Source organism: Euzebyales bacterium (assembly GCA_035461305.1).
GTDB lineage: Bacteria > Actinomycetota > Nitriliruptoria > Euzebyales > JAHELV01 > JAHELV01.
Genome location: DATHVN010000064.1, coordinates 1 through 24440, shown reverse-complemented (window position 1 = coordinate 24440; position 24440 = coordinate 1). Strand labels below are relative to the sequence as shown.

The following is a 24440-nucleotide window of genomic DNA, read 5'->3' as shown; positions in this document are numbered from 1 at the left end:
CACGGGGCCTTGACGGCCTCCGGTGGGTTGATCTGCACCGAAGACGTACCGCAGCGTCGGCACTCGCAGGCGTAGGACGGATGCGTCACGGCGTCGGACCGCGGCTCGACGTTCGTTCGCGCACGCCCGTCGGCAGCGACGGCTCGCGCCGGAGCGTGGCGGCGTGCTGGATCGCGTCGATGAGCCCCCCGAGCCCTTCCTGAACGCGTGATCCCAGCCGAAGTCGCCGGCGATCGCGCGTGCGACGTGGGGGAAACGGTCGTCATCGATCGCCAGGGCGTCCCGTGTCCCGCCAAGGAGATGCCCATGGATCTGGTAGCCCGCGTGGCCGTTGGTGAACGCGACCAGCGCCGTCCACGCCGACAGCGCCGTGCCGGTCGGCAGTCCGGCGTCCGCCAGTGCCTCGAGCGTCGCCTCAATGGGGTCGAGCAACGCAGGCGACGCGGAGGTCGCGGTCTGTACCAGCGTCGCCGCGTTCGGGTGACGAAGGTACGCAGCTCGCAGCTCGGTGAAGACCATCTCCACCCGGTCGCGCCACAGTCGGTTGGCAGCGCGCGGTCTGACCTCCGCCGCGACACGGTCAGCGCCCGGAGCACGGCCCGCACCAATGCCGCGCGCGCGGGCCGGCGCTCTGGCGCACGAGGATCATCACCGGCCCGCCGACCACGCCGGCGAGCACCAGGTTGCCGGCCAGCTTGCGCCCGGTGATCGGCCACGGCTCCGGATGCTCGACCCACGCCGGGATGCTCGGGAAGTGGGGCTCCGACGCGAATGTGCCGAACAGCCAGGTCGACACCGCGCCCACGACGGCCGCCCCGAGCACGAACGCTGCCCGGGCGAAGCGGGCGACCTGCGGCAGCGGCAGGAACCTCACGGGCGTGATGAGGAGCCTCACAAGCCCCGGCTCGGCGGTGCCGACGAGCGGAGCGGACATCGGACACGACGGTCGAGCCGTTCTTGACGCCAGCGCCGAGGCCTTGACGCGAACGCCAGCGGGTAGGACAAGCATTGCGCAGTGCCGTAGCATCCGCCCATGCTGCTGACCGGGGCCTCGATCTGGACCGGAGCGGGCCCGGTGATCAATGCGGGCACCGTGGTGGTCGACCGCGGCCGCCTCGTGGCCGTGACCAGCGAACCACCAGCTGCGCGCACATCTGCGTCCGATGTGATGGACTTCGACGGCCACACGATCGTGCCCGGATTCCAGGACGCGCACTGCCATCCCATCCACGGCGGCATGCGCCGGCTCGGGTGCGACCTGACCGAGGCGGACGGGCGCCGGGCCTGCATCGAGGCGGTCTCGGCCTACGCGCTGGCCAATCCCGACGAGCCCTGGATCGTGGGCGGAGGCTGGCACATGCCCGACTTCCCCGGTGGCATGCCCCTGCGCGAGGACCTCGATGCCGTCGTCCCCGACCGGCCGGTGTTCCTGGTCACACCGACGGACACGGTGCCTGGGTCAACACGCGGGCGTTGGAGGCGGCGGGGGTGACGGCGGCCACGAGTGACCCGGTCGACGGCCGGATCGAGCGTGACCCCGGCGGGACGCCGGCCGGGACCCTGCACGAGGGGGCGATGGAGCTGGTCCGACGGCATCTGCCCCTGGCCGGGCCCGAACGCTTTGCTGCGGGCCTGCGGGCGGGGCAGGCCCACCTGCACGCGCTGGGCATCACCGCGTGGAGCGACGCGTGGGTGACGACCGACGACCTGCGGGCCTACCAGACCCTGTCCGACGCCGGCGAGCTGACCGCCAAGGTCACAGCCGCCCTGTGGTGGGACCGCGAGCGCGGGCTGGAGCAGATCGACGACCTGGTGGCGCAGCGCGACGCCACGCACGGCGACCGGCTGTTGGCGTCGACGGTCAAGATCATGCAGGACGGTGTGATCGAGAACGGCACGGCCGCCATGCTCGATCCGTACCTGGATCTCGACGGCAGGCCGACGACGAACAGCGGCCTGCGCTACGTCGACCCCGCGCTGCTGTGCGAGGCGGTGACCCGCCTCGACGCGCTCGCCTTCCAGGTCCACGTGCACGCGATCGGGGATGCGGCGGTCCGCGATGCCCTCGACGCCTTCGCAGCTGCTCGCCGGGCCGGCGGCACCTGCGCACGACACACCGTCGCGCACCTGCAGGTCGTCCAGCCCGATGACCTGCCGCGGTTCGCGCAGCTCGGCGTCATCGCCAACGCCCAGCCGTACTGGGCGCAGCTCGAGCCACAGATGACCGACCTGACGCTGCCGGTGCTGGGCCCCGCCCGGGCGGACCTGCAGTACCCCTGGGCGAGCCTGCTGGCGCATGGGGCCACGCTGGCGTTCGGCAGCGACTGGCCGGTGTCCACGGCCGACCCCTTGTGGGGGATCGAGGTGGCGGTCGACCGCATCGACCCGGAGCACCGGGCGCAGCCGCCGTTCCTGCCCGAGCAGCGCATCAGCCTGGACGCCGCGCTGCATGCGGCGACCCGGGGCAGCGCGAGGGTGCAGGACCTCGAGCGCACGACGGGGGCGGTCGCGCCCGGGATGGCCGCCGACCTTGCCGTGCTCGACGGGCCGCTGTTCGGGCTCCACGCCCGTGCGCCCGCGGACCTGCGGGTCGTGCTGACGATGGTCGACGGCAGGGTCGTGCACCAGGCTTGAACGGCCATTCAGCCGCTGCGAGGATGAAGGTCTCGTCAGGAGGTGTCCCGGTGGCCGCGCCCGTGCTGGACCCGACCGATCTCGCCCGCAGTGCTGCCGCCCACGAGCAGGCGCTCACGTTGCCGGGGGCCGCGTACCGTGACGACGAGGTGTTCTTGTGGGAGCAACGGGTCCTGCTGCCGCAGTCCTGGGTGTGCGTCGGCCGCAGCGACGAGCTGGCGCGGGTGGGCGATCGCCGCGCGCTGACGGTCGGTGCCGAACCGGTCCTGCTGACACGCGACGGTGACGGCGTGCTGCACGCGCTGTCGAACGTCTGCCGCCACCGGGGGCACGAGGTCGTGGCACTCGGTGACAGCTCCGGCATGACGCTGCAGTGCCCGTACCACGCGTGGACCTATGCGCTGGACGGGCGGTTCCGTGGCGGGCCACGGCTGCGGGAGACGCCCGGGTTCGACCGCACCGACCCGTCGCACGGCCTCGTCGGGCTGGACGTCACGGAGTGGCGCGGGTGGATGTTCGTGGCGGCGACGCCCGATCCACCGGCGTTCGCGAGCTGGATCGACGGCCTCGACGCGATCCTCGAGCCCTACCGCCTCGAGCGCGTCCGCGCGGCCGTGACCCACGACTACGAGGTCGCGGCCAACTGGAAGCTGCTGGTCGAGAACTACCACGAGTGCTACCACTGCGATGAGATCCAGCCGGAGCTGTGCCGGGTCAGCTCGCCCCGCAGCGTCACCGACATGCTCCCCTGCGGAGCGTGGCGCGGCGGCACCATGGAACTGCTCGACGGCGCCGAGACCATGGCGCTGGACGGGCGCAGCGGCGGCGTCGTGATCCCCGGGCTCGACGCGGACCTGCTCACGACCGTCTGGTACCTCAGCGTGTTCCCGAACCTGTTGCTGTCGGTGCACCCCGATTACGTCATGACCCACCTCCTTCGGCCGGTGGCGCCGGACCGCACGGCGGTGGCCTGCAGCTGGCTGTTCCCCCCGGAGGCGTTCGACCTTCCCCACTTCGATCCCTCGTACGCCGTCGACTTCTGGGACATCACCAACCAGCAGGACTGGGCGGCATGTGAAGGCGTGCAGCGCGGTGTCGCGGGCCTCGGCTACAGGCAGGGGCCCTTCAGCGGGGACGAGGGCTCAGTGCACCGGTTCGTCCAACAGGTCGCCAACGCCTACCTCGCCGGCACGTCCGTCGCTGTGCTCGCCGACGCGTCGGCCGCCTGACGTGCGCGTCGCCCGCCGGCAACGGTCGCGGCGAGCATGCACGCCGGGGTGACCACGAGGGCGAGCAGGGCGATGCGCAGGCCGAAGCTGTCGCCCAGCCAGCCCATCAGCGGCGGGCCGACGACGAAGCCGCCGTAGCCGATCGTCGTCACGGCCGCGACCGCGTGGCCCGCGTCGGCATCGCCGCCGACCATGCCGAACGCCGCCGGTGCCGCCACAGACAGGAAGAAGCCCAGGACCAGGAACGCGACGCCGGCCACGGTGGCCGTCGGAGCACCCACGACGACGGCGCCCGACACCAGCGACCCGCCGCCTGACACCAGCAGCGTCCGGTGCCGGCCGAGCCGGAACAGCACCCGGGCGGCGAACAGCCGACCGGCCGTGATCGCCAGCGCGAACGAGGCGAACGCCACGGCCGCGCCGAGCACCGGCCCCCGCAGGGTCGTCCGCACGAACAGCACCGACCATGCGTCCATCGAGCCCTCGACGAAGAACGCGCACAGCACGACCACGGCGGCGATCTGCAGGTCCGGACGCTTGCGGAGCACCCGGAGCGCGAGGCCCGAGGGACGGGCAGCCTCGGTGGACGCGGGGACATCGGGGACCAGGGCGGCCATGATCGCGGCTGCGAGCATGTGGCCGGCACCGACGGTCGCGAGAACCGTCGCCGGTCGCCAGCCAGCGGTGGTCGCGAGCGCTGCCAGCAGGGCTCCGGCCGCACCGCCGGCACCGTAGCCGGCGTGGACGAGTTGCAGCACCGGGCGGTCGGTCGCGGTCTCGATCTCCGCGCCGGCCAGGTTGACCAGCACGTCGACCATGCCGATGCCGACGCCGAGCAGCGCGAAGGCCGGCACCAGCCACACACCGGTGGTGACGCCGACGACCAGGCTCGCGCCGCCCGCCAACACGAACGCGGCCGCGAGAGCCGGTGCGCGCGGCAACCGGACCGCCAGGTTCCCGCCGAACGTCATCGTCGCGATCGCGGTGACCGACGTCACGGAGAACAGTCCGCCGACTGCCGCGAGGGTGAGGTCGCGAACGTCCAGGTACTCGACGAGCACGACCGCCCACGCACCCCAGAACGCGCCGTAGACCGCGTAGCCGAGCACCAGTGCGAGCAGGCCACCGCGGGACGGCCGGCCCCGCCGTGCCGGTCCGCCGGTGGTGCGGGCATTGCCATGCGGAGCCATCGCTGGGTATCGTATCGAACGGCCGTTCAAAGTTGGAGCCGATCTGATGTTGACAGAGCCGCTGACGACCGCGGAACAGGCAGCGATCAGTACGTTGATCGCTGAGCAGGAACGGATCTTCCTGGACGGCCAGGCGCGGTCGGCGGAGCTCCTGGCCAGAGCGCGAACGGTACTTGCCGGCGGCGGGACATCGAGCTGGCAGATCGCGCGTCCACAGATGATCTGGCTGTCTCACGGCGACGGCTCGACGATGACCGACGCCGACGGCCGGACCTACGTCGACATGCACGGCGGCTACGGGGTCGGCGTTGCCGGGCACGGCCACCCAGCGATCGTCGAGGCGATCACCGGCCGCGTCCCGCGTGCCACCCACTTCGCCCAGCCGACGCCCGACGCGATCGCCGTCGGGACCGAGCTGGCGCGGCGGTGGGGGCTGCCCCTGTGGCGGTTCGGCAACTCGGGCACCGAGGCGACCATGGATGCGGTCCACCTGATGCGGGCCATCACGGGCCGCGACCGCATCCTGAAGGTCGAGGGCTGCTACCACGGCCACCACGACTCGGTCATGGTGTCAGTCGCCAACGAGATCGACGAGATCGGTCCGGCCACCCGGCCCACCAGCGCACCGGCGGGGACCGGCATCCCCGCGGCGTTGACCGAGCTCACCACGATCGTCGGCTTCAACGATCTCGACGCGGTCGAGCGGGGCTTCGCCGAGCACCCCGGCGAGATCGCAGGGATGATCGTCGAGCCGATCATGATGAACGCGGGCATCATCCCGCCCGATGACGGCTACCTGGCCGGCCTGAAGGACGTGGTCCACGCCCACGACGCGCTGCTGACGTTCGACGAGGTCAAGACCGGGGTGACCACCGCCGCCGGTGGGGTCACGGAGCTGTCCGGGGTCACACCGGACATCGTCACGCTCGCGAAGGCGATGGGCGGTGGTGTGCCGTGCGGCGCGATCGGCGGGACCGCCGAAGTCATGGCCTTCGTCGCTGACGGCCGCTACGAGCAGGTCGGGACGTTCAACGGCAATCCGCTGACGATGGCCTCGACCCGGGCGATGCTGACGGAGGTGACCACACCCGAGGCATACCGGCACCTCAACAGCCTGCGCGACCAGTTGGTCGAGGGGGCGCAGGCGACGATCGACCGCTACGGCCTGCCCGCCTACCCGCTGGGCTTCGGGGCCAAGGGCTCGATCACGTTCGCTTCGGAGCGGGTCCGCACCTATCGTGACTTCATGCGCATCGACGACCAGCTGTCGCATCTGCACTGGCTGTTCCAGATCAACAACGGTGTGTTCCTGCCGCCGTGGGGCAAGGACGAGCAGTGGACGCTTTCGGTGCAGCACTCCCACGATGACGCGGACCGGTTCCTGTGCAACTTCGCCGCCTTTGCGGCCGCGCTACGGGGATAGCCGCCGATGCCTGCCGCACGCGTCCATCTGGAGGGACTGGTCAAGCGGTTCCGCAGCGTGGTCGCGGTCGACGGCATCGACCTCGACATCGCCGCAGGCGAGTTCTTCTCGCTGCTCGGGCCTTCGGGCTGTGGCAAGACGACGACCCTCCGGTTGATCGCCGGGTTCGAGCGTCCCGACGGAGGAGCGATCCGCGTCGGGGAGGTGGACATGTCGACGACCCCGCCCCACCGGCGGCCGGTCAACACGGTGTTCCAGCACTACGCGCTGTTCCCGCACCTGTCGGTCAATGACAACGTCGGGTTCGGGCTGCGGTTCACCGACGCAGGAAACGACGAGCGTCGACGCCGCATCGGCGAGGCCCTCGACCTCGTCCAGCTCGGCGACCTCGGCTGGCGGATGCCCGCGCAGCTGTCCGGCGGTCAGCAGCAGCGGGTCGCGCTGGCCCGGGCGCTCGTGCTCAACCCGTCGGTCCTGCTCCTCGACGAGCCGCTGGGCGCGCTCGACGCCAAGCTGCGCAAGCTGCTGCAGGTCGAGCTGAAGGCCCTGCAGGAGCGGGTCGGCATCACGTTCCTTTACGTCACCCACGATCAGGAGGAGGCGCTGACGATGTCGGATCGCCTGGCCGTGATGGACCAGGGGAGCATCCGGCAGATCGGCACGCCCCGCGACGTCTACGAGTCACCAGAGCACGCGTTCGTCGCCGACTTCCTCGGTGCGGCGAACCTGCTGGACGCCGAGGCGTTGGGTGCCGACCAGGACGGACGGTCCCGTGTCCGCGTCGGTGATCTGGAGCTGCGGGCGTCGGCGGCCGGGCATGATCTCAAGGGTCCCGTCAAGCTGGCCATCCGCCCGGAGCGCGTCACGCTCGAAGCGCATGATGGCGCCGCGACGCGCGAGAACAGCCTTCGCGGAGTCGTGCACCGGTCGGTGTTCCAGGGTGCGGTGACCCAGGTGCTGGTGCGCCTGCCCGGCGGGCGCCAGGTGCAGGTGCTGGTGCCCAACCAGGGACATGAGGAGCTGTGGCCGAACGTCACCGACGTGCGCGTCCTCCTGCCTGCCGATGCTCTCCGCGCGCTGCCCGTCGAACGCACCCAGACCGAGACGGAGACCGCGGCCGCCGTCTCCCCATGATGGTCACCGGGCCTCGTCGGGCAGGTCCCGTCGGGGCCTCAGCGAACGTCGCTGTCCGCTCGAGCGCCCGTCGCCGCAGCTGGTTGTCACGCGGCGCCCGGCTCGCGTCGTCCCACGCCGCAATGAGCTCCCGCAGTGCCTGCTCGAGTTGTGGGCCCAGTTCCATGCCGGTTCCTCCTGACGGGCGCGTCCACGTACGCGATCGGTGCGGTCGGTGCCGGTCCGGTCACTCATCCTCGCATCGGATGGTAGGTCGACCGATGCGCGCTGACGTTCCATCCGGGGAGGGTCACGCTCGACGACATGGAGCGTCGTGCGGCCGTTGATCTGTCTGATGTGACGTGAGTCCGACACCGAGGCTCCGAGCCCGTGCGTACGGGGGCGATCGAAAGGATCGCTTCAGCCCTGTTGACCGATGCGGTGGACCGGAACGGCGAGTGCGAGCAGTCCGACGACAAGAGCAGGATGCCCGTCTCGATGTACTCCGCACCACGCCCCGCAGGTCGAACCTGCGGGGCGTGCGCCGCTGCTCAGCTGTCGCGGGCGCGGAGGCTGCGGTCGTGCAGTGTGTCCTGCTGGGTGGTCGCGGCGACCGTGTCGCGGGCGCGGAGGCTGCGGTCGAGCAGCTGCGAGTCCTCCGTCGCTCGCGGTTCGACCGCTGTGTTCGAGGCCACCCAGGTGACGACGACGGTGACAACAGCGATCAGCAGCAGTGCCAGCACGCCGATCGTCACCCGACGGAGGGCGAGCCCGGTCGTGGATGACGCTGACGATGCTCGTGGAGGAGTGCGCGAATCGACCTGCGAGCCGTCGTCGACCTCGCGTACCTCATGGACTTGGCTGGTGTTCATGTGATTGCTCCTCGTGCAGCCCCTGGGGGCCGGAGAAGGTCGCACCATGCGGCCTTCAAGTGTGCAACCAGAGCGACCTCCTGGCCACGCGATACGACCCCCGCTGCAATCGAGATCGATACCGCCTGTACGAGCCGTGTCGTTCGGCTGTTCCTAGGCTGAACTGACTGCTCGAATGGTTGAAGGGTGTGTGGTCACCGCCTCCGCGACACGCTGTCGCTGACTCCGCCCCCGCGCGTGACAGCGGGCATGCATGTTCAACCGGCAAGATCCGTCCCGGCGACATTGGTTTCGGGTCATGCGGATCTCACGGGACCCCTTGGGTACCCCCAGGATGCGGAGCCCACCCACTCTGAATGGGAGACGGGTCTGCCAGTACCGCCTGTGGGTGTTCCCCCTCGTCATCGGGTCTGGCAAGCCTGCTTCTCGGAGGGCAGCATCCCCTCCCGGGTCGAAGCTCGTCGCCAGCACGGTCTCCACAACCGGCGTCGTGATCGGTGCGTACGAGCCGGCAGGCGAGATCGTCACACGATCGTTCGCTCGAATGACATGCGGTCGGTGAGGACGGCTGGTATGCGCGCTCGGCGGCTGCGGCCGGTAGCGGTGCATTGCCACTGTGGCCGCAAACCGGACTGACGCGCGAGCCCGGTAGGCTGCGTGCCACCTGCTCCAGAGAGGCGCCATGGCCACCGGACGGATCGTGCTCGGCGCTGCGCTTGCGGTGGTCGGTGTCGTCTGGACGCTGCAGGGACTCGGCGTGATCGGCGGCAGCTTCATGACGGGCGCGACCATCTGGGCCGTGATCGGGCCGGCCACGACCGTGGTCGGCCTCATCATCGCCGTGACGGGACCCCGCCGGAGCTAGGGCGAGGCCCGACCGCCCTGGTCTGCTATCCGTCGAGGAAGGCGAACGTGGTCGCAGCGAAGAGCGGCGAGCTGAAATGTCGTAGTGCGTCTGGCCGGGCAGGATCGCGAGCGCGTGTCCGCCCTTCGGCCGGTTCTCGCCCATCCAGCCGCCGTCGCGCAGGCCACCGTCGAGCAGCTTGAAGACCTCGACGTAGTGGCCCTGGCGGTGCCATGTCGGCATCGGCGGCGACGATGAGCATCCACGGCGCCGGGCGCCCGATGATCCTGCTGCACGGGCCGTTGACGTCGGCGTACTCGCCGGTGCCCGTCGCCTGGGTCGTCCAATTGGTCGTCACCGTGGTACTCCTCGCCTCATCGTCGGTGCTCTGCATCTGTCATGAGCGACCAGGCCGCTGGACTCATCGATTCAGGAGGGGAATCCCAGCGAACGGTTCACCCGAAGGCCTCTCAATCCGCCGGTAGCTGTTGCGTCCGAGAACGCAGGAGCTCGCGCCGCGGGCGAGGCTTCACCGCAGGAGTCCGTGCTCCATGGCGAACAGGGCGGCGGCCGCTCGGGTGGAGACGCCGATCTTGGCGTAGATGTGCTGCACGTGGTGCTCGGCCGTGCGCCGTGAGATGTGCAGCTCGCCCGCCACCTCACGGTTCGACAGGCCACCGGCGACGAGGCGCAGCACCTCGACCTCGCGATCGGACAGCCCTTCCGGCCAGCGGGTTCGTGAGGGGCGCTCGCCGGCCGCGGCGACGACCGCGCGGGCGCACTCGAGGTCGAACTCGCCGGCCGCCGCGGACGACTCGATCGCCCTCGCCGCCTCCTCAGTCGTCACCGCCCGACGGTGCGGACGTGACTGGGTCATCGCCTGGAAGGCGTCCGCCACGGCCAGCAGGCGTGCCTCCACCGGGATCTCTGTCCCCGCAGCGCCGCGGTGGTAACCCGAGCCGTCCTGTCGCTCGTGGTGACGCCCCGCGATGCGGGCGAGGGGTTCGAGCACGGGCGAGCGGGCCAGGATCCGCTCGCTGTGGTAGGGGTGGAGCCGGACCCGTTCCCACTGACTCGTGGTGAGCGGGCCCGGCTTCTCCCACACGGCGGTCGGAACGGCCACCCGCCCGAGGTCGTGCAGGAGTGCCGCCCGCCGAACACGTTCCACGTCGTCCACGCCGAGCCCCACCTGCTTCGCCGTGCTGCTCGCAAGCTCCGCCACGCCCGTCGAGTGGCCGAGTGTGAACGGGGTCTTGAGGTCCACCATGTCAGCGAACGCTCCGGCCACCTCGTCCAGGCGTGCTGCGGGCAGGCGGCGGACCGGCTCCGGTTCCCTGGCGGTCACCGCGACCCACACGTCTGCCGCGGCGAGGGAGTCCAGGATGTCCGCGCCGACGCGGACGAACGTGTCGGCCACCGCCGGATCGAACCAGGCGCCGGCCCGCTGCCGTGCCATCTCCACTGCGGCGTCGGGACCACCGAGCCGGTCGAAGATCACCGCCTGGGTCGCTACCGTGCTGAACCGTGCCGCCAGCGCGATGTCGTCCCCAGAGAGCCCGTAGGCGCCGTGTCTGCCATCCCACGTCTCGACGGCGTGGGACAGGCCCTGCCGGACGGCCGCGCTGAGTCCGAGGCGCTCCGCCAGGCGTGCGCCCACCTCACAGACCGATCGGAGGATCTGCACGTTGCCCTTGCGACCCGCCCTGATCATGCGGGCGACGTGACCGATCCGCCGCGCACCCGTATCCCTGCCCACCTGCGCCATGAGCGCCAGGGCCTCACGCGGGTTGCGCTCATCGGTGCGTTCGGCCCGGGGCAGGACGGTGAGGTCGTCCCCGAACAGGTAGGTCATCTCGTGTGCGGGCGCCGTGCAGCCGAGGTGCTGCATGAGCGTGCAGTAGTACACGTCCTGCACGTCGCGTTCGGGCAGGTCCATGGCGCGACCTAGGTGCGTGGCGATGAGGCATGCCCGCACCGCCTTCTCCGGCTCCTGACCCATGCCGAGGTCGGTCACGATCGACAGCGCGGCGAGGAGGTCGGCCAGCCGCACATCCTCGGACACCACGGATCCTTCACCTCGACCGTGGTCAGGATCGCAGACGTCGGCGTCCTCGACCATCAGCGGAGTGGGCAGGTCTACCGATGCTGTCCCCGGCCGTCGAGATGCACGCTGAGCTCACACGACGAGTCGAGGAGAAGGCAATGACCCAGACACTGCTCGGGCGGCCGACGGATCCACCAGCGACGACTGCCCTCGTGACGCCACGGTTCGTCGCGGTCGCGGTCGCCGCGCTCGCCTACTTCACCGGCGACGGGATCCTCATCGCGGCGGTGCCGCGCTTCGTCGCGGGCCCGCTCGGCGCCGGCAACATCGCGGTCGGCATGGTCGTCGGCGCGTTCAGCGTGTCGGCGTTCTTCCTGCGCCCATGGGTGGGCGGCCTCGGCGACCGGCGGGGCCGCAAGCCGCTCATGCTCATCGGGGCCAGTCTGTTCGCCGTCTCGGTCCTCGGCTACGGCCTCAGCTCCGATCCGGCGACGCTCGCGGGGCTGCGCCTGCTCACCGGTGCGGGCGAGGCGTTCTTCTTCGTGGGCATGGTCACCGCGTTCACCGACATGGCGCCGCCGCAACGCCGCGGTGAGGCGATGAGCCTGGCATCGTTGTCGCTGTACATCGGCATCGGCACGGGGCCGCTGCTCGGCGAGCTCGCGATCGAGCGGCTCGGCTACACGGGAGCGTGGCTGCTCGCCGCCGGCGCCGGGTTCGTCGCCCTCGCCGTGGTGCTCTCGACCCCGGAGACAGGCTCGCCCTCTCCGTCCCCGGACGAGGCCGGACCGGCGGGTCGGCACCGCCTCGTGCATCCCGCGGGCATCGTGCCGGGCGTGGTGCTCCTCGCGAGCATCCTCGGGATGGCCGGCTTCCTGGCCTTCGTGCCGCTGTATGCGCTCGACCTGGGAATGAGCGGGTCACGACTGGTCCTGCTGGTCTTCGCCGGCGTCGTCGTCGCGATCCGCAGCGTCGGCGCCCGCATCCCCGACGTGCTCGGCGCAGCGCGCGCGACGCGTCTCGCGCTGGCGTTGTCCGCGATCGGGCTCGCGGTGGCCGGCGCGTGGCGTGCGCCTACCGGGCTCATGGTCGGCGCGGTGGTCCTGGGTATGGGGATCGCCCTGCTCACTCCGTCGGTGTTCGCCCTCGCGGTCGAGCGCGTCACACCGCAGGAGCGTGGCTCGGTGATCGGCACGACGTCGGCCTTCCTCGATCTGGCGCTCGGGCTTGGTCCGGCGGCGCTGGGCTTCGTCGCGGCGGGGCTCGGACGGCCCGGTACCTTCCTCGCCGGCGCCATGGTCGCGGTCGCAGGGCTGGTGTTCGTCGTCGCGACCAGGCTCGGTCAACCGCGCGTGACGTGACGAGCGGTCCACCCGCACCCACGTGGTCGCGGTCGCGGTCCCACAGCACACGTCAGCTTGAGCTGGCGAGTGCTGTTGGATTGCCGGGTCAACGTCGGAGTCGTGCCGCCAGCGTCCGGGCGAGTGCGGCCCCGTTGCGCGCGATCTCGCTGCTTCGACCGGTGTGGTGCAATGGGTCGGGAGCGCGGCGATGGCCGTGGCGTCCAGGTGGGGGGCGAATCTGGGGTCGGCGCCCAGTGCATCGGCGAAACGGCGTCCGTCGCGCCTGACCGCGGTGGCGGCCTCGGACACGACGTCGTGGGCGTGCTGCCGTCCGATCAACCTGCCCAACCCCAGCATCACCGCCTCCGAGCTGACGAGGCCGTCGGTGCTCTCGAGGTTGCGACGCATCCGGTCCGTGTCCAGCTTCAATCCGCCGAGGATGACGACGAGCCGGGTCAGCGTGTCGCCGCTGGGGATGCACGCGCTCGCAAGCACGTCGTCCATGATCGCGGTGCCCGCGCCCTCGCCCTCGTGGTTCTGCAGCATCGCCTCGAGTGCGAGCGGCACGAGCGCACGGATCTGCGCGGCGATCGCGATCACGTCCTGGGACAGCTGTGGGTTGCGTTTGTGTGGCATCGTCGAGCTGCCGACGGTCGCAGGTGGTTGCGGCTCCCGGACCTCGCCGACCTCCGTCGTCATCAACAGGGCGACGTCGCGCGCGCTCCGGCCGCTGGTCGAGGCGAGCATCCCGAGCGCGCAGACGTGCTCGGCGAACGGGTCGGCGATGCTGCGGGCGGGCACGGTCATGGGCGTGAGGCCGAGGCGGCGCGCCACGCCCGCCTGCACCGCGGGCCCGTCCGACCCGAGTCCTGCGAAGGTTCCGGCCGCCCCACCGGTCGTCGCCCGGGACGCGTGGTCCGCGGCCCGAGGGAGGCGGATCACGTGGCGCGAGAGCGAGCTTTGCGATCAAGGCCATCAGCGGATGGCTCGTCTCGGCGATCTCGCCGTGGATGCAATCGACGTCCAAGCGTTCGAGATGTGCCGCTGCACCGATCGCCGCTGCCGCCGCGTGCGGCACCATGCCGACGTCGGCCTGTGCCGCCGCCAGCGCGCCCTCGACGTCGAGCCAGCGTTGCCAGGGGTGCTCGAGCGTGAACAACCGTCGGATCCCGGCATCCGGAACCCGTCCGTCGGTGAATCGGGGTCCGTTCATCTGCCACCTCCCGCTACCGTCAGCGGTGACGGTAGCCGACGGCGAGCCGCCCATGCATGGGGCTCGAAGCCACATCGCTGGCCGTCCCAACAGGGGCCACGTAGCGTGTGGGCCGCACCGACGAAAGGCAGATCCTTGGGCCGCGTCGTCCGGCTCGATGCGCCTGGCGTGGTGACCGTCGCGGAGTATCCCGATGCGCAGCCCGCGGCGGGGCAGGTCCGCGTGCGCACCGCGCTGTCGGGGATCTCGGCGGGCACGGAGCTGACCCAGTACCGCGGCACGAACCCCTACCTCGAGCGCCGGTGGGACGGCGCACACCGCGTGTTCGTCGACGGGGTGCCGCCACTGACGTACCCGCTGGACACGTGGGGCTACCAGGAGGTGGGTCGCGTCGACGCGGTCGGTCCCGACGTCGATGTGGTGGCCGTCGGCACCGTCGTGTGGGGCGCGTGGAGCCACCGAAGCTCCGTGGTGCTCGACGCCGACGCGATGGCGCAGCGACTGCTCCCGGAAGGTGTTCCGGCACGCCTGGGGGTCTTCGCCCGCATCGGCGCCGTCGCGCTGAACGCGGTGATCGACGGTGACATCCAGCTCGGTGAGCACGTCGCTGTCTTCGGCGCGGGCGTACCCGGTCTGCTGGCGGCGCAGCTTGCGCGCCTCAGCGGTGGGCGGGTGATCGTGGTCGATCGAGTGCCGCGGCGGCTGGCGCTCGCCGCGGAGCTCGGCGCGGACCACTGCGTCGACGTCAACGAGGGTGACGCCGCGACGAGCATTCGACGTCTCACGGGCGGCCGCGGTGCGGACGTGTCGATCGAGCTGACCGGCTCGTACGCCGGCCTGCACGAGGCGGTGCGCGCGACCGCGTACAACTCGCGGGTCGTGTGCTCGGGGTTCCTGCAGGGCGAGGGCGTCGGCCTGCGGCTGGGTGAGGAGTTCCACCACAACCGCATCGCGATCGTCTGCTCGCAGATCTCAGGGATCCGTCCCGATCTCGCGCACCGCTGGTCCCGCGATCGGCTCGAAGCCACTGTGATCGACCTCCTTGGCAGACGCGAGCTTGAAGCCGAGGCGCTCATCAGCCACGTCCTTCCGATCGAGCGCGCCGATGAGGCGTTCGCACTGCTCGACAGCGCCGACCCCGAGGTGCTGCAGGTGATCCTCGATTTCGACGACGGGGGCGCTGAATGAAGCTCGCGTGCCAGGAACAGCACATCCCGGGTGACACGCTCATCGCCAGGTGGGACTTCTGCCGCCGACACGGCTTCGACGGCATCGAGCTGCGCGGCGAGGACGGCTTCCGTTTCCGACAGCGCCTGCCCGAGCTGCGCGCCGCCCGGCGCGCCGGCGTGGTCATGCCGTCGGTCTGCCCGGCAACCGACCACTTCATCGGCGACTTCGATGCCGACCGTCGCCGCGACGCCGTCGAGCAGATGCTGTCATTGCTGTCGGTGATGGGCGAGATCGACGGCACCGGTGCGATGACGCCTGCCTCGTGGGGCATGTTCTCGCGTCGACTGCCGCCGTTCGAGCCGCCCAGATCCGCCGCGGAGGACCGTCAGGTGCTCCTCGACGGCTTGACCCGGCTGGGGGAGCACGCGGAACGTGAAGGTGTCGTGGTGTGGCTCGAGCCGCTGAACCGCTACGAGGACCACATGGTCAACCGTCTGGAACAGGCGGCCGACCTCGCCCGCGCGACCGGCAGCGCGGCCGTGCAGATCGTCGGCGACCTCTACCACATGAACATCGAGGAGGCCGACACGGCGCAGGCCATCAGGGATGCCGGGGCGCTGCTGACCCACGTGCAGATCGGCGACAGCAACCGTCTGCAGCCCGGTGCGGGCCATCTCGACTTCGCCGGCATCCTCGCTGCCCTCGACGACATCGGCTACGACGGCTGGCTCGCCATGGAGTGCGGGATCGACGGCGATCCCCGGGAGGTGCTGCCCGAGGTCGCCACGTTCGTGCGCCGGCATGCGCCGCGTGGACCATCGGAGGGGCACACGATGCCATCTTGTTCGTCCAGGGGGATGCAGTAGGATCCGCATAGCCCGTGATCGACTGACCCGCCAAGGGGAGTTACCGATGGGCCGTCTTCGCGCATCTGCGCTGCTCTTCACACTCATGATCATCGTCGCCGCAGGGTGTGGCGGCGGCGATGACGGCGGCGAGGACGGCGGCTCCGAGGCCGCTGGCGGCGGTGGGGGCGGGGGCGGCCCCATCTCGTTCTGGACCACCGAGGACCTCCCCGAACGGGTCGCCATCCAGCGTGACCTCATCGCCGCGTTCACCGAGGAGTCCGGCATCGAGGTCCAGCTCAACCCCGTCGCCGAGGACGAGCTCGCGAACCTGATGATCGCCAACGCCGCGTCGGGTGATCTACCCGACGTCGTGTTCCACGGGCTCGACTTCGCCGCCGGCTGGGCCGAGGAGGGTCTGATCGACCCCGCGCCGGCCAACGAGCTCGTGGAGGAGCTCGGTCGGGACACGTTCTCGACCCCCGCCCTCGACCTCGCGACCGTCGACGACGAGGTCGTGTCGGTCCCGTCCGACGGCTGGGGACAGCTGCTCGTCTACCGCAGCGATCTGTTCGAGGAGGCGGGCCTGGAGCCGCCCGACACCTTCGAGCGGATCCTCGCCGCGGCGGAGGCGCTGCACGATCCCGACAACAACATGACCGGCATCACGTTGGCGACGGATCCCGCGGACGTCTTCACGCAGCAGACCTTCGAGGCACTCGCGCTGGCGAACGGCTGCCGGATGCTCGACGACAGCGGCGAGGTCGCGCTCAACTCGCCGGAGTGCGCCGAGGCGATCGAGTTCTACTCGACGCTGGTCAACGACTTCAGCCCTGGCGGCGCGCAGACCGTCGACACCACCCGTGCGACCTACTTCGCGGGCGAGGCCGCGATGATCATCTGGTCGCCGTTCATCCTCGACGAGATGGCCGGACTGCGCGACGACGCCCTACCGACGTGCCCCGAGTGTGAGGACAACCCCGCATTTTTGGCCGAGAACTCTGGCCTGGTGGGGGCGCTCAGCGGCGGCGGTGCCGAGCCGGCGCAGTACGGCCAGGTGTCGTACTTCGGCATCGGCGCGGACGCCGACGTCGAGTCCGCCAAGGAGTTCATCACCTACCTGCTCAACGACGGCTATGTGGACTGGCTGTCCATCGCCCCTGAGGGCAAGTTCCCGATGCGGCTGGGGACGGCGGACGACCCGGAGGCCTTCGTCACCGAGTGGCAGGACCTCGAGGCCGGCGTCGACACCAAGGCGCCGCTGAGCGAGTTCTACGGCGAGGACGTGGTCGACCGGCTGCAGGAGGGCGTCAACAACTTCGACCGCTGGGGCATCGGGCAAGGCGGCGGCCAGCAGGTGTCGACCTTGTACGAGACGCTCGCGGTCCCCCAGACCCTCGGGGAGGTCATCGACGGCGGCCTATCACCGCAGCAAGCTGCGGAGGAGATCGCCTCCGAGGTCGAGTAGCGAGCGATGGCCGACCGGCCGAGCGGGGAGCGGGACGAGGTCCGGGCGGCGCCGGAGGTGGCGCTGGCCGAACCCGGCCCCGCTCCCTCCACACCCCGTCCCGCCGGTCGCGAGACGACCATGCGCCAGCGCGAGCAACGGTTGGCATTCGCGCTGGTCGCTCCGGGCGTCCTCATCGTGCTGGGGCTCGTCCTGCTGCCGGTGCTGTGGAACATCGCCTTGTCGTTCCGCGAGCTGCGGCTGATCGAGCTGCGGGAGTTCAGTCCGCTGACGCTCGACTTCTCGCTCGACAACTACGAAGAGGTCGTCGGTGACCGCGACTTCTTGGAGCTGCTGCGGACGACGCTGATCTATGCCGTGGTGGGCACCAGCGTGTCCATCCTGCTCGGTCTGTGGGCCGCGATGGTAGTGCAGCGTGCCTTCCCGGGACGTTCGCTCGTGCGCGGGCTGATCCTGTTCCCGTACGTGGTGCCGGTCGTGGCCGCGGCGCTGCTCTGGCGGACCATGCTCAACCCGCAGCTCGGCATCCTGAACTCGTGGATCCAGTCGGTGTTCAACACGGGCAGCGTCGACTTCCTGACCAGTCGCAGCTTCGAGCTCGAGGTCTTCGGGTTGGAGCTCGGTCTGCCGGCGGCGTTCACGATGGTCATCCTGTTCGAAGGATGGCGGAGCTTCCCGTTCGCCTTCCTGTTCATCCTCGCGCGGCTCCAGGCGTTGCCCGCCGAGCTGTACGAAGCCGCGGAGGTCGATGGCGCGACCACCGTGCAGAGCTTCATCTACATCACCCTGCCGCAGCTGCGGGGCGTCTTCGCCGTGCTGTTCCTGCTGCGGTTCATCTGGACGTTCAACACGTTCGACGAGATCTACCTGCTGACCGGCGGCGCCGGTGGCACGCAGGTCGTCAGCGTGCAGATCTTCGAGTACCTGTTCGGACGTAGTGACATCGGTGCGGCGTCGGCACTGTCCATCGTCCTCGCGATCGTCCTCGCCGTGCTGCTGCTGCTGTACTTCAGGTTCGTGCCCGCGGAGGAGTCGGTGTGAGATCGGTCCGCCGCCACAACGCCGAGTACTGGTTCCTCGCCGTCCTCAAGTGGGGCAGCATCGCCTTCTTCGTCGCGATCACCGCGTTTCCGCTGCTGTACATGATCTCGCTGTCGTTCAAGGACATCGCCGAGGTGCTGCGCAACCCGTCGGAATTCTTCCCCTCGTTCGCGGAGCTGTCGTCCCTCGAGACGTACCGCGATGTGCTCAGGCCCGCCGACCAGGGTGGACGCGGCTTCCTGCTGCTGTTGCGCAACAGTGCGGCCGTCGCCCTCGCAACGGTCGTCATCACGGTCGGCGCAGGCACGCTGGCCGCCTACGCCGCAGCACGGCTGCGCTTCTTCGGCAAGCGCACCATCAACATGGGCATGGTGCTCGTCTACCTATTTCCGGCCATCGTGATGGCGATCCCGCTGTTCGTGGTGTTCAGCGCCATCGGGCTGCGGGACTCCCTCGTCGGCCTGACCATCGTCTACCTGGCGCAGACCATCCCGGTCGCGCTGTACATGCTGCGCAGCTACTTCATCACGGTGCCCGTGGAGGTCGAGGAGTCGGCGCTGATCGACGGCTGCTCGCGCCTGGAGGTCATCTGGCGCATCGTGCTGCCGCTCGCGGCGCCGGCGCTCGCGGCCGTCGCGCTGTACGTGTTCATGATCGCCTGGAACGAGTTCCTCTACGCGCTGCTGTTCCTCACCCAGTCCCCGGAGTTGTGGACGCTGCCGCTGGGACTGCAGCAGCTCGACAACCAGGAGATCCCACGCACCGTGCTGATGGCGGGCGCCGTCGTGATCTCGCTTCCGGTCATCCTGCTCTTCTTCGTCGCCGAGCGCTGGCTGGTCGAGGGGCTCACCGCAGGCAGCGTCAAAGGCTGAGTGAGGCGGACGCGTGGCTGTGTCCGGCGAGGATGGGTGTCGCCAACGCGTTTCTGCGCGAAGCGGCCATCAACGACCTCGGCGAATTGCGTGCCCATCAGCTGTCCACGGTCACGCTGCTGGTGTTGCTCACCGCATACATGGGTCACTCGACAGTGGCTGTCAGAGCTGCTCCACAACTACGACGTCACCGCTGGGCGCGTGTGGGGTCTGGTTCCGTTGTGGATGGCCACCGGCCCGCGGTCATGCGACGACGGCCACGCAGTCGGCCCGGCGACATGACTGATGCACGCTTCCGCGCCGGCCGGTGAGATCCGCGAGCGGCATGCGGGGTTCGAGACTCGTTGTCTCGGGCAGAACGATGCCTCCAGGTCACGTCAGTCAAGGCTGTTCCATGAGCACCCCACTCATCGACCCGAACGAGCACGACCGCTTCCTCCTGCGCCAGCGGTTCCGGCCGGTCGTCAACGAGTACGAATTCTCCCTGCCGCAAGGCGGCGGCGACGAACCCGGGCCACCCTTCTGCTTCGTCCGTCAGAAACGGTTCACATTCAAAGAAGACATCCGCTTCTATGCGGACGACAGCCGCTCGATCGAGCTCATGCGCATCAAGGCCCGCCAGCGGTTCGATCCCCGCGCACGCTACGACGTCACGGCCGCCGACGGGAGCAAGATCGGAGAGATCCAGAAGGTCTTCGGAGCGAGCCTGCTGCGCTCGGCGTACCGACTGTACGACGCCAACGGGGTGGAGGTCGCTGCGGCGGCGGAGCAGAGCCTGCCGGTTGCCTTGTTTCGCCGAGCCGTCCAATTCGTCCCGTACGTTGACGACGTCGCGGACTGGCTTCCGATCCCGTATCACTTCACGTTCCAACGGAACGGAACCGTGCTGGGGTCCCACCGCCGGCACATCGGCAAGCTGCGGGACGTCTACACGATCGACATGAGTGGGGATCCCGACCGCTCGGTGGACCGTCGGCTGATCCTGGCGATCGCAGTCGGGATGGACGCGCTGCAGGCACGCTGACCCGAGAGCAACGGGACTGCGGGGAACGGCTCGCACGGCGTCAGCTGGTCGCAGCGGTGGATGACAGCGTTGTTCGAGGGCGTACACCGAAGTGGACCGGGATCGGATGACGACAACAGCGACGGCTGCGACGGCGATGGCGCGACGTCGGCCGCCCTCGAGGTCGCGCCTCCGGCGTGGTCGCGTCGGTGCCGCTGTCAGAGCGCCTTGAAGTAGCGCGCGACCGGCAGGAGCGTGAACCCGACGTGCTCGTAGAGGTCACGGGCAGCCGCATGCCCCGGATCTCCGCCCGTTTCGACCATGGCCACGGTCATCCCGGCATAGGCGAGCTGCTCGAGCGCCAACTCCATCAGCGCCGCCCCGACACCGGAGCGCTGATGCGCTGGGTCGACGGCCACGATGTAGACCTCGCCGAGACGGGCCTCGTCGTCGGTCCTGGTGCCGACGAAGCCGACGACGTCACCGTCGGAGTCCGCCACCCACACCGACACGTCCGTCGAGCTGCATGCATCCTTGACCGTCCGGCGTTGATCGGCTCGCCAATCAGGATGCATGCGACGCAAGATCTTCGAGCCCAGCACCTGCTCGAGGGAGTGGAAGACAGGCTCCCAGGCCCGGATCGAAAGCTCGAGGATCGCCTCGAGATCCCGTGACGTGAAGGGTCGCAGCGTGGCCATGGTTCCTCTCCGCGAACGCGGACGTCATCGCCGTCTGCAGAGCGGCGCAGCGCGAGGCTATCGAAGGCCGACACCTGCCCGGGCGATCCTCGGGCGTGCATCAGGGACCGCCGTCCCGCTGATGCACGTCGCGGCACACTGCGCGCATGCCTGCCACGTCGTCGCCCGGCTGGGACACGATCGTGCGGCAAGCGCCACGGTGGCGATGTCCGATCCTGTGGACGTCGTGCGCTGGTCGATGGTGGTCGACGCGGCGTGGTGGCGGACCGTCCGCGCGCCGGTGTCATGCGGCGTGCCGAGCCTGGGCCCGAGGGACCGTTGGTGTTCACCGCCACGCTGCACGGTGCGCTCGTCACGGTGCAGGTACGGGGTCCCGTCGCGACCCCGACCGACGTCCGTGACGCTGCGCTCGGCCAGGCACTGGCGTGGATCGGTGCGCACGACGACGGGACCTGACGACGGCGACGGCCGGTCATGAGCCGCTGCACCGTGGGGCCGGCTGAGCCCAGCGCGGCTGTCGGTCATGCCGCGGGTAGTGAGGCCTTCGGCCGCGCGGTGCTCGGCGCGCTCGTGCAGCGGGTCGAGGCGAGTCGGTCGGCGACGCAGCTCGCGAGGCTGATCGGCGTCGCAGCCGACGACGGGCTGTGGTGCTGGCCGACCGCGCGGGAGGTCGCGCGCTCACCGGGGCATGCGATGCGGCGGTGCGGCATCGGGCAGCGGCCCCGCCGCCGGCACCGTCACGCCCGAGGGCCTCTGATCGCCCCCGGCTCAGTCGAGCGGCTGCATGAACGACCACAGACCACCCTCGAGGGTCACGCGCGCTGTACTCGCGATAGCCGTAGGGGGTTAACGGGGTCGTAGTCGATGGTCGCACCGAGCTCCAGGTAGAGGCCCGCCAGCCACGCCGGCCCGTTCGCTCACCGCTGTCCACCTTCGTCCGTGCTGGAGGAGCCGACGGTATGGGCGTGACGCTACCGGAGCGTTACGGAGCGCGGCCACCGGCATCGAAGCCGACGTGACCGGACTCGTGCTCGTAGTGGGTGATCGACTGGTCCAGGTCGTGGTAGTCGGCCGCCTCGGCCGTCCACCACGCCGCCTGGGTCCGCAGGCCCGTCGGCTGGTCCAGCGGGCCCGCGGCGATCGACGTCCAGCCGGGGTTGCCGTCGGAGCGCCAGAACAACGTTGAGCCGCATGTGCCGCAGAAGCCGTAGAAGACCCCGGACGCCGGTTCGTACCAGCGCAGGGTCTCGTCCACCTCGAGCTGCAGGTGCTCGTCGGCGCAGCCCGTCGCCGCCATGAAGTGGCCGGTGATGCGCCGGCAACGCCCGCAGTGGCAGTTGACGACCGGCCGCATCGGACCGGTCACGCGGTAGCGCACGCCGCCGCACTCGCACCGTCCCGTGTGGTCCATCGTGGGCTCCGTCTGCCGGGTCCTCCCGCCAGCAGCCTTCACCGGCGGAGCCGATCCTCCAGTGACCGGCCCACGAAGTATCGGTCCGGTCACTTCCACGCGGCAACCGTGGACCCCGCGGTCACATGTCGAACTGGGCCAGGTCCTCCACGGCGGAGCCGTGCTCGCCGGAGCGCCGACGGCTGCGGCGCAGGGCGAGGCCGGCGCCGATCACGGCGACCAACGTGATCACGAGCAGGATCGTCGCCAAGGCGTTGAGGGCGGGCGTTGGCCCCAGGCGTGTGCTGCTGTACAGGCGCACGGGCAACGTGATCGAGTCCTGGCCGGCGGACAGGAACGCCGAGATCACGAAGTCGTCGATCGAGATCGCGAAGACCGGTGCGAGGCTGGCGTAGATCGCGGGCATCAGCAGCGGCAGCAGCACCAACCGCATCGCCTGCCACCGGGACGCACCGAGGTCCATCGCAGCCTCCTCGAACTGGGCGGTCACGGCGAACAGCCGGCCGCGCAGCACGACCACGACGTAGCTGATCGTGAACGTGACGTGTCCGAGCAGCTGGGCGGGGGTGCCGAGGTCGACGAAGCGGAACAGGTTGGTGAACACGAGGAACAGAGCCACGCCCATCACGATCTCGGGCGTGATCAGCGGGAACAGCATCAGCGTGTTGGCAGCCCGCGATCCCCGCCCGAGCCACCGCGCCAGCCCGATCGCCAGGCCCACGCCGATCGGGGTGGCGATCAGCATGGTCAGCACCGCGATCTTCAGGCTCTGGCTCAGCGCCGCCCGCAGCGACGGGTCGTTGACCACCGACAGCGCGGGGTCGGTCACATACCACCGCAGCGAGAAGCCCTGCCAGGCGCTGCGCGACCGCCCCGCGTTGAACGAGAACTGGATCGCGATCAGCACAGGCGCCAGCGCCCACACCAGGTACGCGACCGTGAACGCCGCGAGCCAGCGCGGCTGACCCCAGGGGTTCGCCAGCCACCCTCGCATCCGCCGCGTCAGTGACGAACGCGTCGTCGTTTCCCTTGCGGGCCGTACCTGCGTCTCGGCGGTCATCGGGCCGCCCGCCTGGTCTCGCGCGCCACGCTGATGAGGTAGTAGCTCATCAGCAGGCCGACGAAGGCCATCAGCACCACGGTGAGCGCGGCGCCCTCGGTCCCTCCGATTTCGGAGCTGATGAACTGGTCGATCTCGTTGCCGATCATGCGCGTCCGCGGCGAGCCCGACAGCAGGTTCGGCGTGTAGTAGTCCCCGAACATCGGCAGCATGATGAGCACCGTCCCGGCGAGGATGCCCTGGTATGACAGCGGCAGCGTGACCCGTGTGAAGGTCCAGAACGGGTTGGCGCCCAGGTCCCGGGATGCCTCGAGCAGATCCTCGCCGATCCGATCCAGCGCCGCGTACAACGGCAGGATGAAGTATGGGATGTAGCCGTACACCAGGCCGAGCACGACGGTGGACGAGCGGCCGGCGAGCCAGTCCTGTGGTGCGCTGAGCACCCCCAGGCCCACCAGCGCCTGGTTGGCCAGGCCGTCGACCGACAGCAGGTTGACCCATGCGAGCATCCGCATGATGTAGTTGATCCAGAACGGCAGGATCAGCAGCACCAGCAGCGCGACCTTCCAGCGGCCGGCCCGGCGGGCGATGAAGTAGGCGACGGGGTAGCCGATCGCGATGCACAGCGCCGACGCGATCACGACGTAGCTGATGGTGCGCAGGAAGATCGGCGTCAGCCGCCCCCCGGCCCAGATCGCGCAGCACCTGCAGGAACGTCGTCGGATCCCACTGCACGGGGTTCCAGACGGGCTCGGCGAGCCCGAACAGCGGGTCGATCGTGCCCATCGCGACGGCGAGGATCGCGTAGAAGGGCACGATGAACAGCGCGACGAGCCACAGCAGCCCCGGGGCGGCGAACGCCTGCCACAGCCACCCCGGATCCGTGCCCTCCCGCGTCCGGTGCCTCCGGGCCGGGCGCTCGGACGCGTCAGCCACCAGCCTGGGCCATCGACCAGGCCTGCTTCCA

General features: G+C 70.1%; 21 protein-coding genes and 1 pseudogene. 13 read left to right on the top strand and 9 right to left on the bottom strand.

Going from position 1 to position 24440, the window contains the following annotated elements; genetic code table 11:
• On the bottom strand, window positions 1–540 hold a 540-nt coding region (locus VK923_06235; GenBank protein ID HSJ44262.1), incomplete at its 3' end, for a TetR/AcrR family transcriptional regulator C-terminal domain-containing protein.
• Between the two features lie 40 nt (window positions 541–580).
• Entirely contained in the window at window positions 581–934 is a 354-nt protein-coding gene (locus VK923_06230) for a hypothetical protein (GenBank protein ID HSJ44261.1), read from the bottom strand.
• Between the two features lie 99 nt (window positions 935–1033).
• Here VK923_06230 and VK923_06225 point away from each other — a divergent pair.
• Both VK923_06225 and VK923_06220 read left to right on the top strand, forming a co-directional pair.
• Window positions 1034–2634: pseudogene (locus VK923_06225) on the top strand (amidohydrolase).
• A 50-nt stretch (window positions 2635–2684) separates the two neighbouring features.
• Window positions 2685–3863, top strand: coding sequence for an aromatic ring-hydroxylating dioxygenase subunit alpha (locus tag VK923_06220; GenBank protein HSJ44260.1), 1179 nt, complete (start codon window positions 2685–2687; stop codon window positions 3861–3863).
• Here VK923_06220 and VK923_06215 read toward each other — a convergent pair.
• Window positions 3812–5053, bottom strand: a complete 1242-nt coding sequence (locus VK923_06215; GenBank protein ID HSJ44259.1) for an MFS transporter — start codon at window positions 5051–5053, stop codon at window positions 3812–3814. The genes VK923_06220 and VK923_06215 overlap by 52 nt on opposite strands.
• Before the next feature lie 46 nt (window positions 5054–5099).
• Between VK923_06215 and VK923_06210 the strand changes: the two genes are divergently transcribed.
• Window positions 5100–6476: an aspartate aminotransferase family protein gene (locus VK923_06210; GenBank protein ID HSJ44258.1), complete on the top strand. Its 1377-nt coding sequence runs from the start codon at window positions 5100–5102 to the stop codon at window positions 6474–6476.
• Between the two features lie 6 nt (window positions 6477–6482).
• On the top strand, window positions 6483–7610 hold the full coding sequence (locus VK923_06205; GenBank protein ID HSJ44257.1) for an ABC transporter ATP-binding protein: 1128 nt from the start codon (window positions 6483–6485) through the stop codon (window positions 7608–7610).
• Between the two features lie 530 nt (window positions 7611–8140).
• Here VK923_06205 and VK923_06200 read toward each other — a convergent pair.
• Window positions 8141–8461 carry a hypothetical protein gene (locus VK923_06200; GenBank protein ID HSJ44256.1) on the bottom strand — a complete coding sequence of 107 codons (321 nt, stop codon included), beginning with the start codon at window positions 8459–8461 and terminating at the stop codon, window positions 8141–8143.
• Window positions 8462–9143: 682 nt separating this feature from the next.
• On the opposite strand from VK923_06200, the gene VK923_06195 reads away from it, so the two are divergent.
• A complete protein-coding gene (locus VK923_06195) occupies window positions 9144–9326 on the top strand; it encodes a hypothetical protein (GenBank protein ID HSJ44255.1) in 183 nt (60 codons plus the stop codon).
• Window positions 9327–9834: 508 nt separating this feature from the next.
• Here the strand turns inward: VK923_06195 and VK923_06190 are convergent.
• A complete protein-coding gene (locus VK923_06190) occupies window positions 9835–11367 on the bottom strand; it encodes an HD domain-containing phosphohydrolase (protein ID HSJ44254.1) in 1533 nt (510 codons plus the stop codon).
• A gap of 140 nt (window positions 11368–11507) precedes the next feature.
• Here VK923_06190 and VK923_06185 point away from each other — a divergent pair, with 140 nt between their 5' ends.
• The 7 genes from VK923_06185 (at window position 11508) to VK923_06155 (ending at window position 20325) form a co-directional block, all read left to right on the top strand.
• Entirely contained in the window at window positions 11508–12710 is a 1203-nt protein-coding gene (locus VK923_06185; protein ID HSJ44253.1) for an MFS transporter, read from the top strand.
• 1363 nt (window positions 12711–14073) lie between these two features.
• Window positions 14074–15093 carry a zinc-binding alcohol dehydrogenase gene (locus VK923_06180; protein HSJ44252.1) on the top strand — a complete coding sequence of 340 codons (1020 nt, stop codon included), beginning with the start codon at window positions 14074–14076 and terminating at the stop codon, window positions 15091–15093.
• On the top strand, window positions 15090–15941 hold the full coding sequence (locus VK923_06175) for a sugar phosphate isomerase/epimerase family protein (GenBank protein HSJ44251.1): 852 nt from the start codon (window positions 15090–15092) through the stop codon (window positions 15939–15941). The genes VK923_06180 and VK923_06175 overlap by 4 nt, the downstream gene beginning before the upstream one ends.
• Before the next feature lie 46 nt (window positions 15942–15987).
• Window positions 15988–17388 (top strand): extracellular solute-binding protein, encoded by a 1401-nt coding sequence (locus tag VK923_06170; GenBank protein HSJ44250.1) that lies wholly within the window; start codon window positions 15988–15990, stop codon window positions 17386–17388.
• Window positions 17389–17394: 6 nt separating this feature from the next.
• Complete coding sequence (locus VK923_06165) at window positions 17395–18429, top strand: sugar ABC transporter permease (GenBank protein HSJ44249.1); 1035 nt, start codon at window positions 17395–17397, stop codon at window positions 18427–18429.
• A complete protein-coding gene (locus VK923_06160) occupies window positions 18426–19301 on the top strand; it encodes a carbohydrate ABC transporter permease (GenBank protein ID HSJ44248.1) in 876 nt (291 codons plus the stop codon). The genes VK923_06165 and VK923_06160 overlap by 4 nt, the downstream gene beginning before the upstream one ends.
• Before the next feature lie 394 nt (window positions 19302–19695).
• Window positions 19696–20325 (top strand): hypothetical protein, encoded by a 630-nt coding sequence (locus VK923_06155; protein HSJ44247.1) that lies wholly within the window; start codon window positions 19696–19698, stop codon window positions 20323–20325.
• 197 nt (window positions 20326–20522) lie between these two features.
• Here the strand turns inward: VK923_06155 and VK923_06150 are convergent, their stop codons facing one another.
• Complete coding sequence (locus VK923_06150) at window positions 20523–21002, bottom strand: GNAT family N-acetyltransferase (protein HSJ44246.1); 480 nt, start codon at window positions 21000–21002, stop codon at window positions 20523–20525.
• A gap of 321 nt (window positions 21003–21323) precedes the next feature.
• On the opposite strand from VK923_06150, the gene VK923_06145 reads away from it, so the two are divergent.
• Entirely contained in the window at window positions 21324–21458 is a 135-nt protein-coding gene (locus VK923_06145; GenBank protein ID HSJ44245.1) for a hypothetical protein, read from the top strand.
• A gap of 526 nt (window positions 21459–21984) precedes the next feature.
• Here VK923_06145 and VK923_06140 read toward each other — a convergent pair.
• The 3 genes from VK923_06140 to VK923_06130 form a co-directional block, all read right to left on the bottom strand.
• A complete protein-coding gene (locus VK923_06140; GenBank protein HSJ44244.1) occupies window positions 21985–22413 on the bottom strand; it encodes a GFA family protein in 429 nt (142 codons plus the stop codon).
• A gap of 121 nt (window positions 22414–22534) precedes the next feature.
• On the bottom strand, window positions 22535–23407 hold the full coding sequence (locus VK923_06135) for an ABC transporter permease (GenBank protein ID HSJ44243.1): 873 nt from the start codon (window positions 23405–23407) through the stop codon (window positions 22535–22537).
• A 62-nt stretch (window positions 23408–23469) separates the two neighbouring features.
• Window positions 23470–24114, bottom strand: coding sequence for an ABC transporter permease (locus tag VK923_06130; GenBank protein ID HSJ44242.1), 645 nt, complete (start codon window positions 24112–24114; stop codon window positions 23470–23472).
• Window positions 24115–24440: the final 326 nt, after the last annotated feature.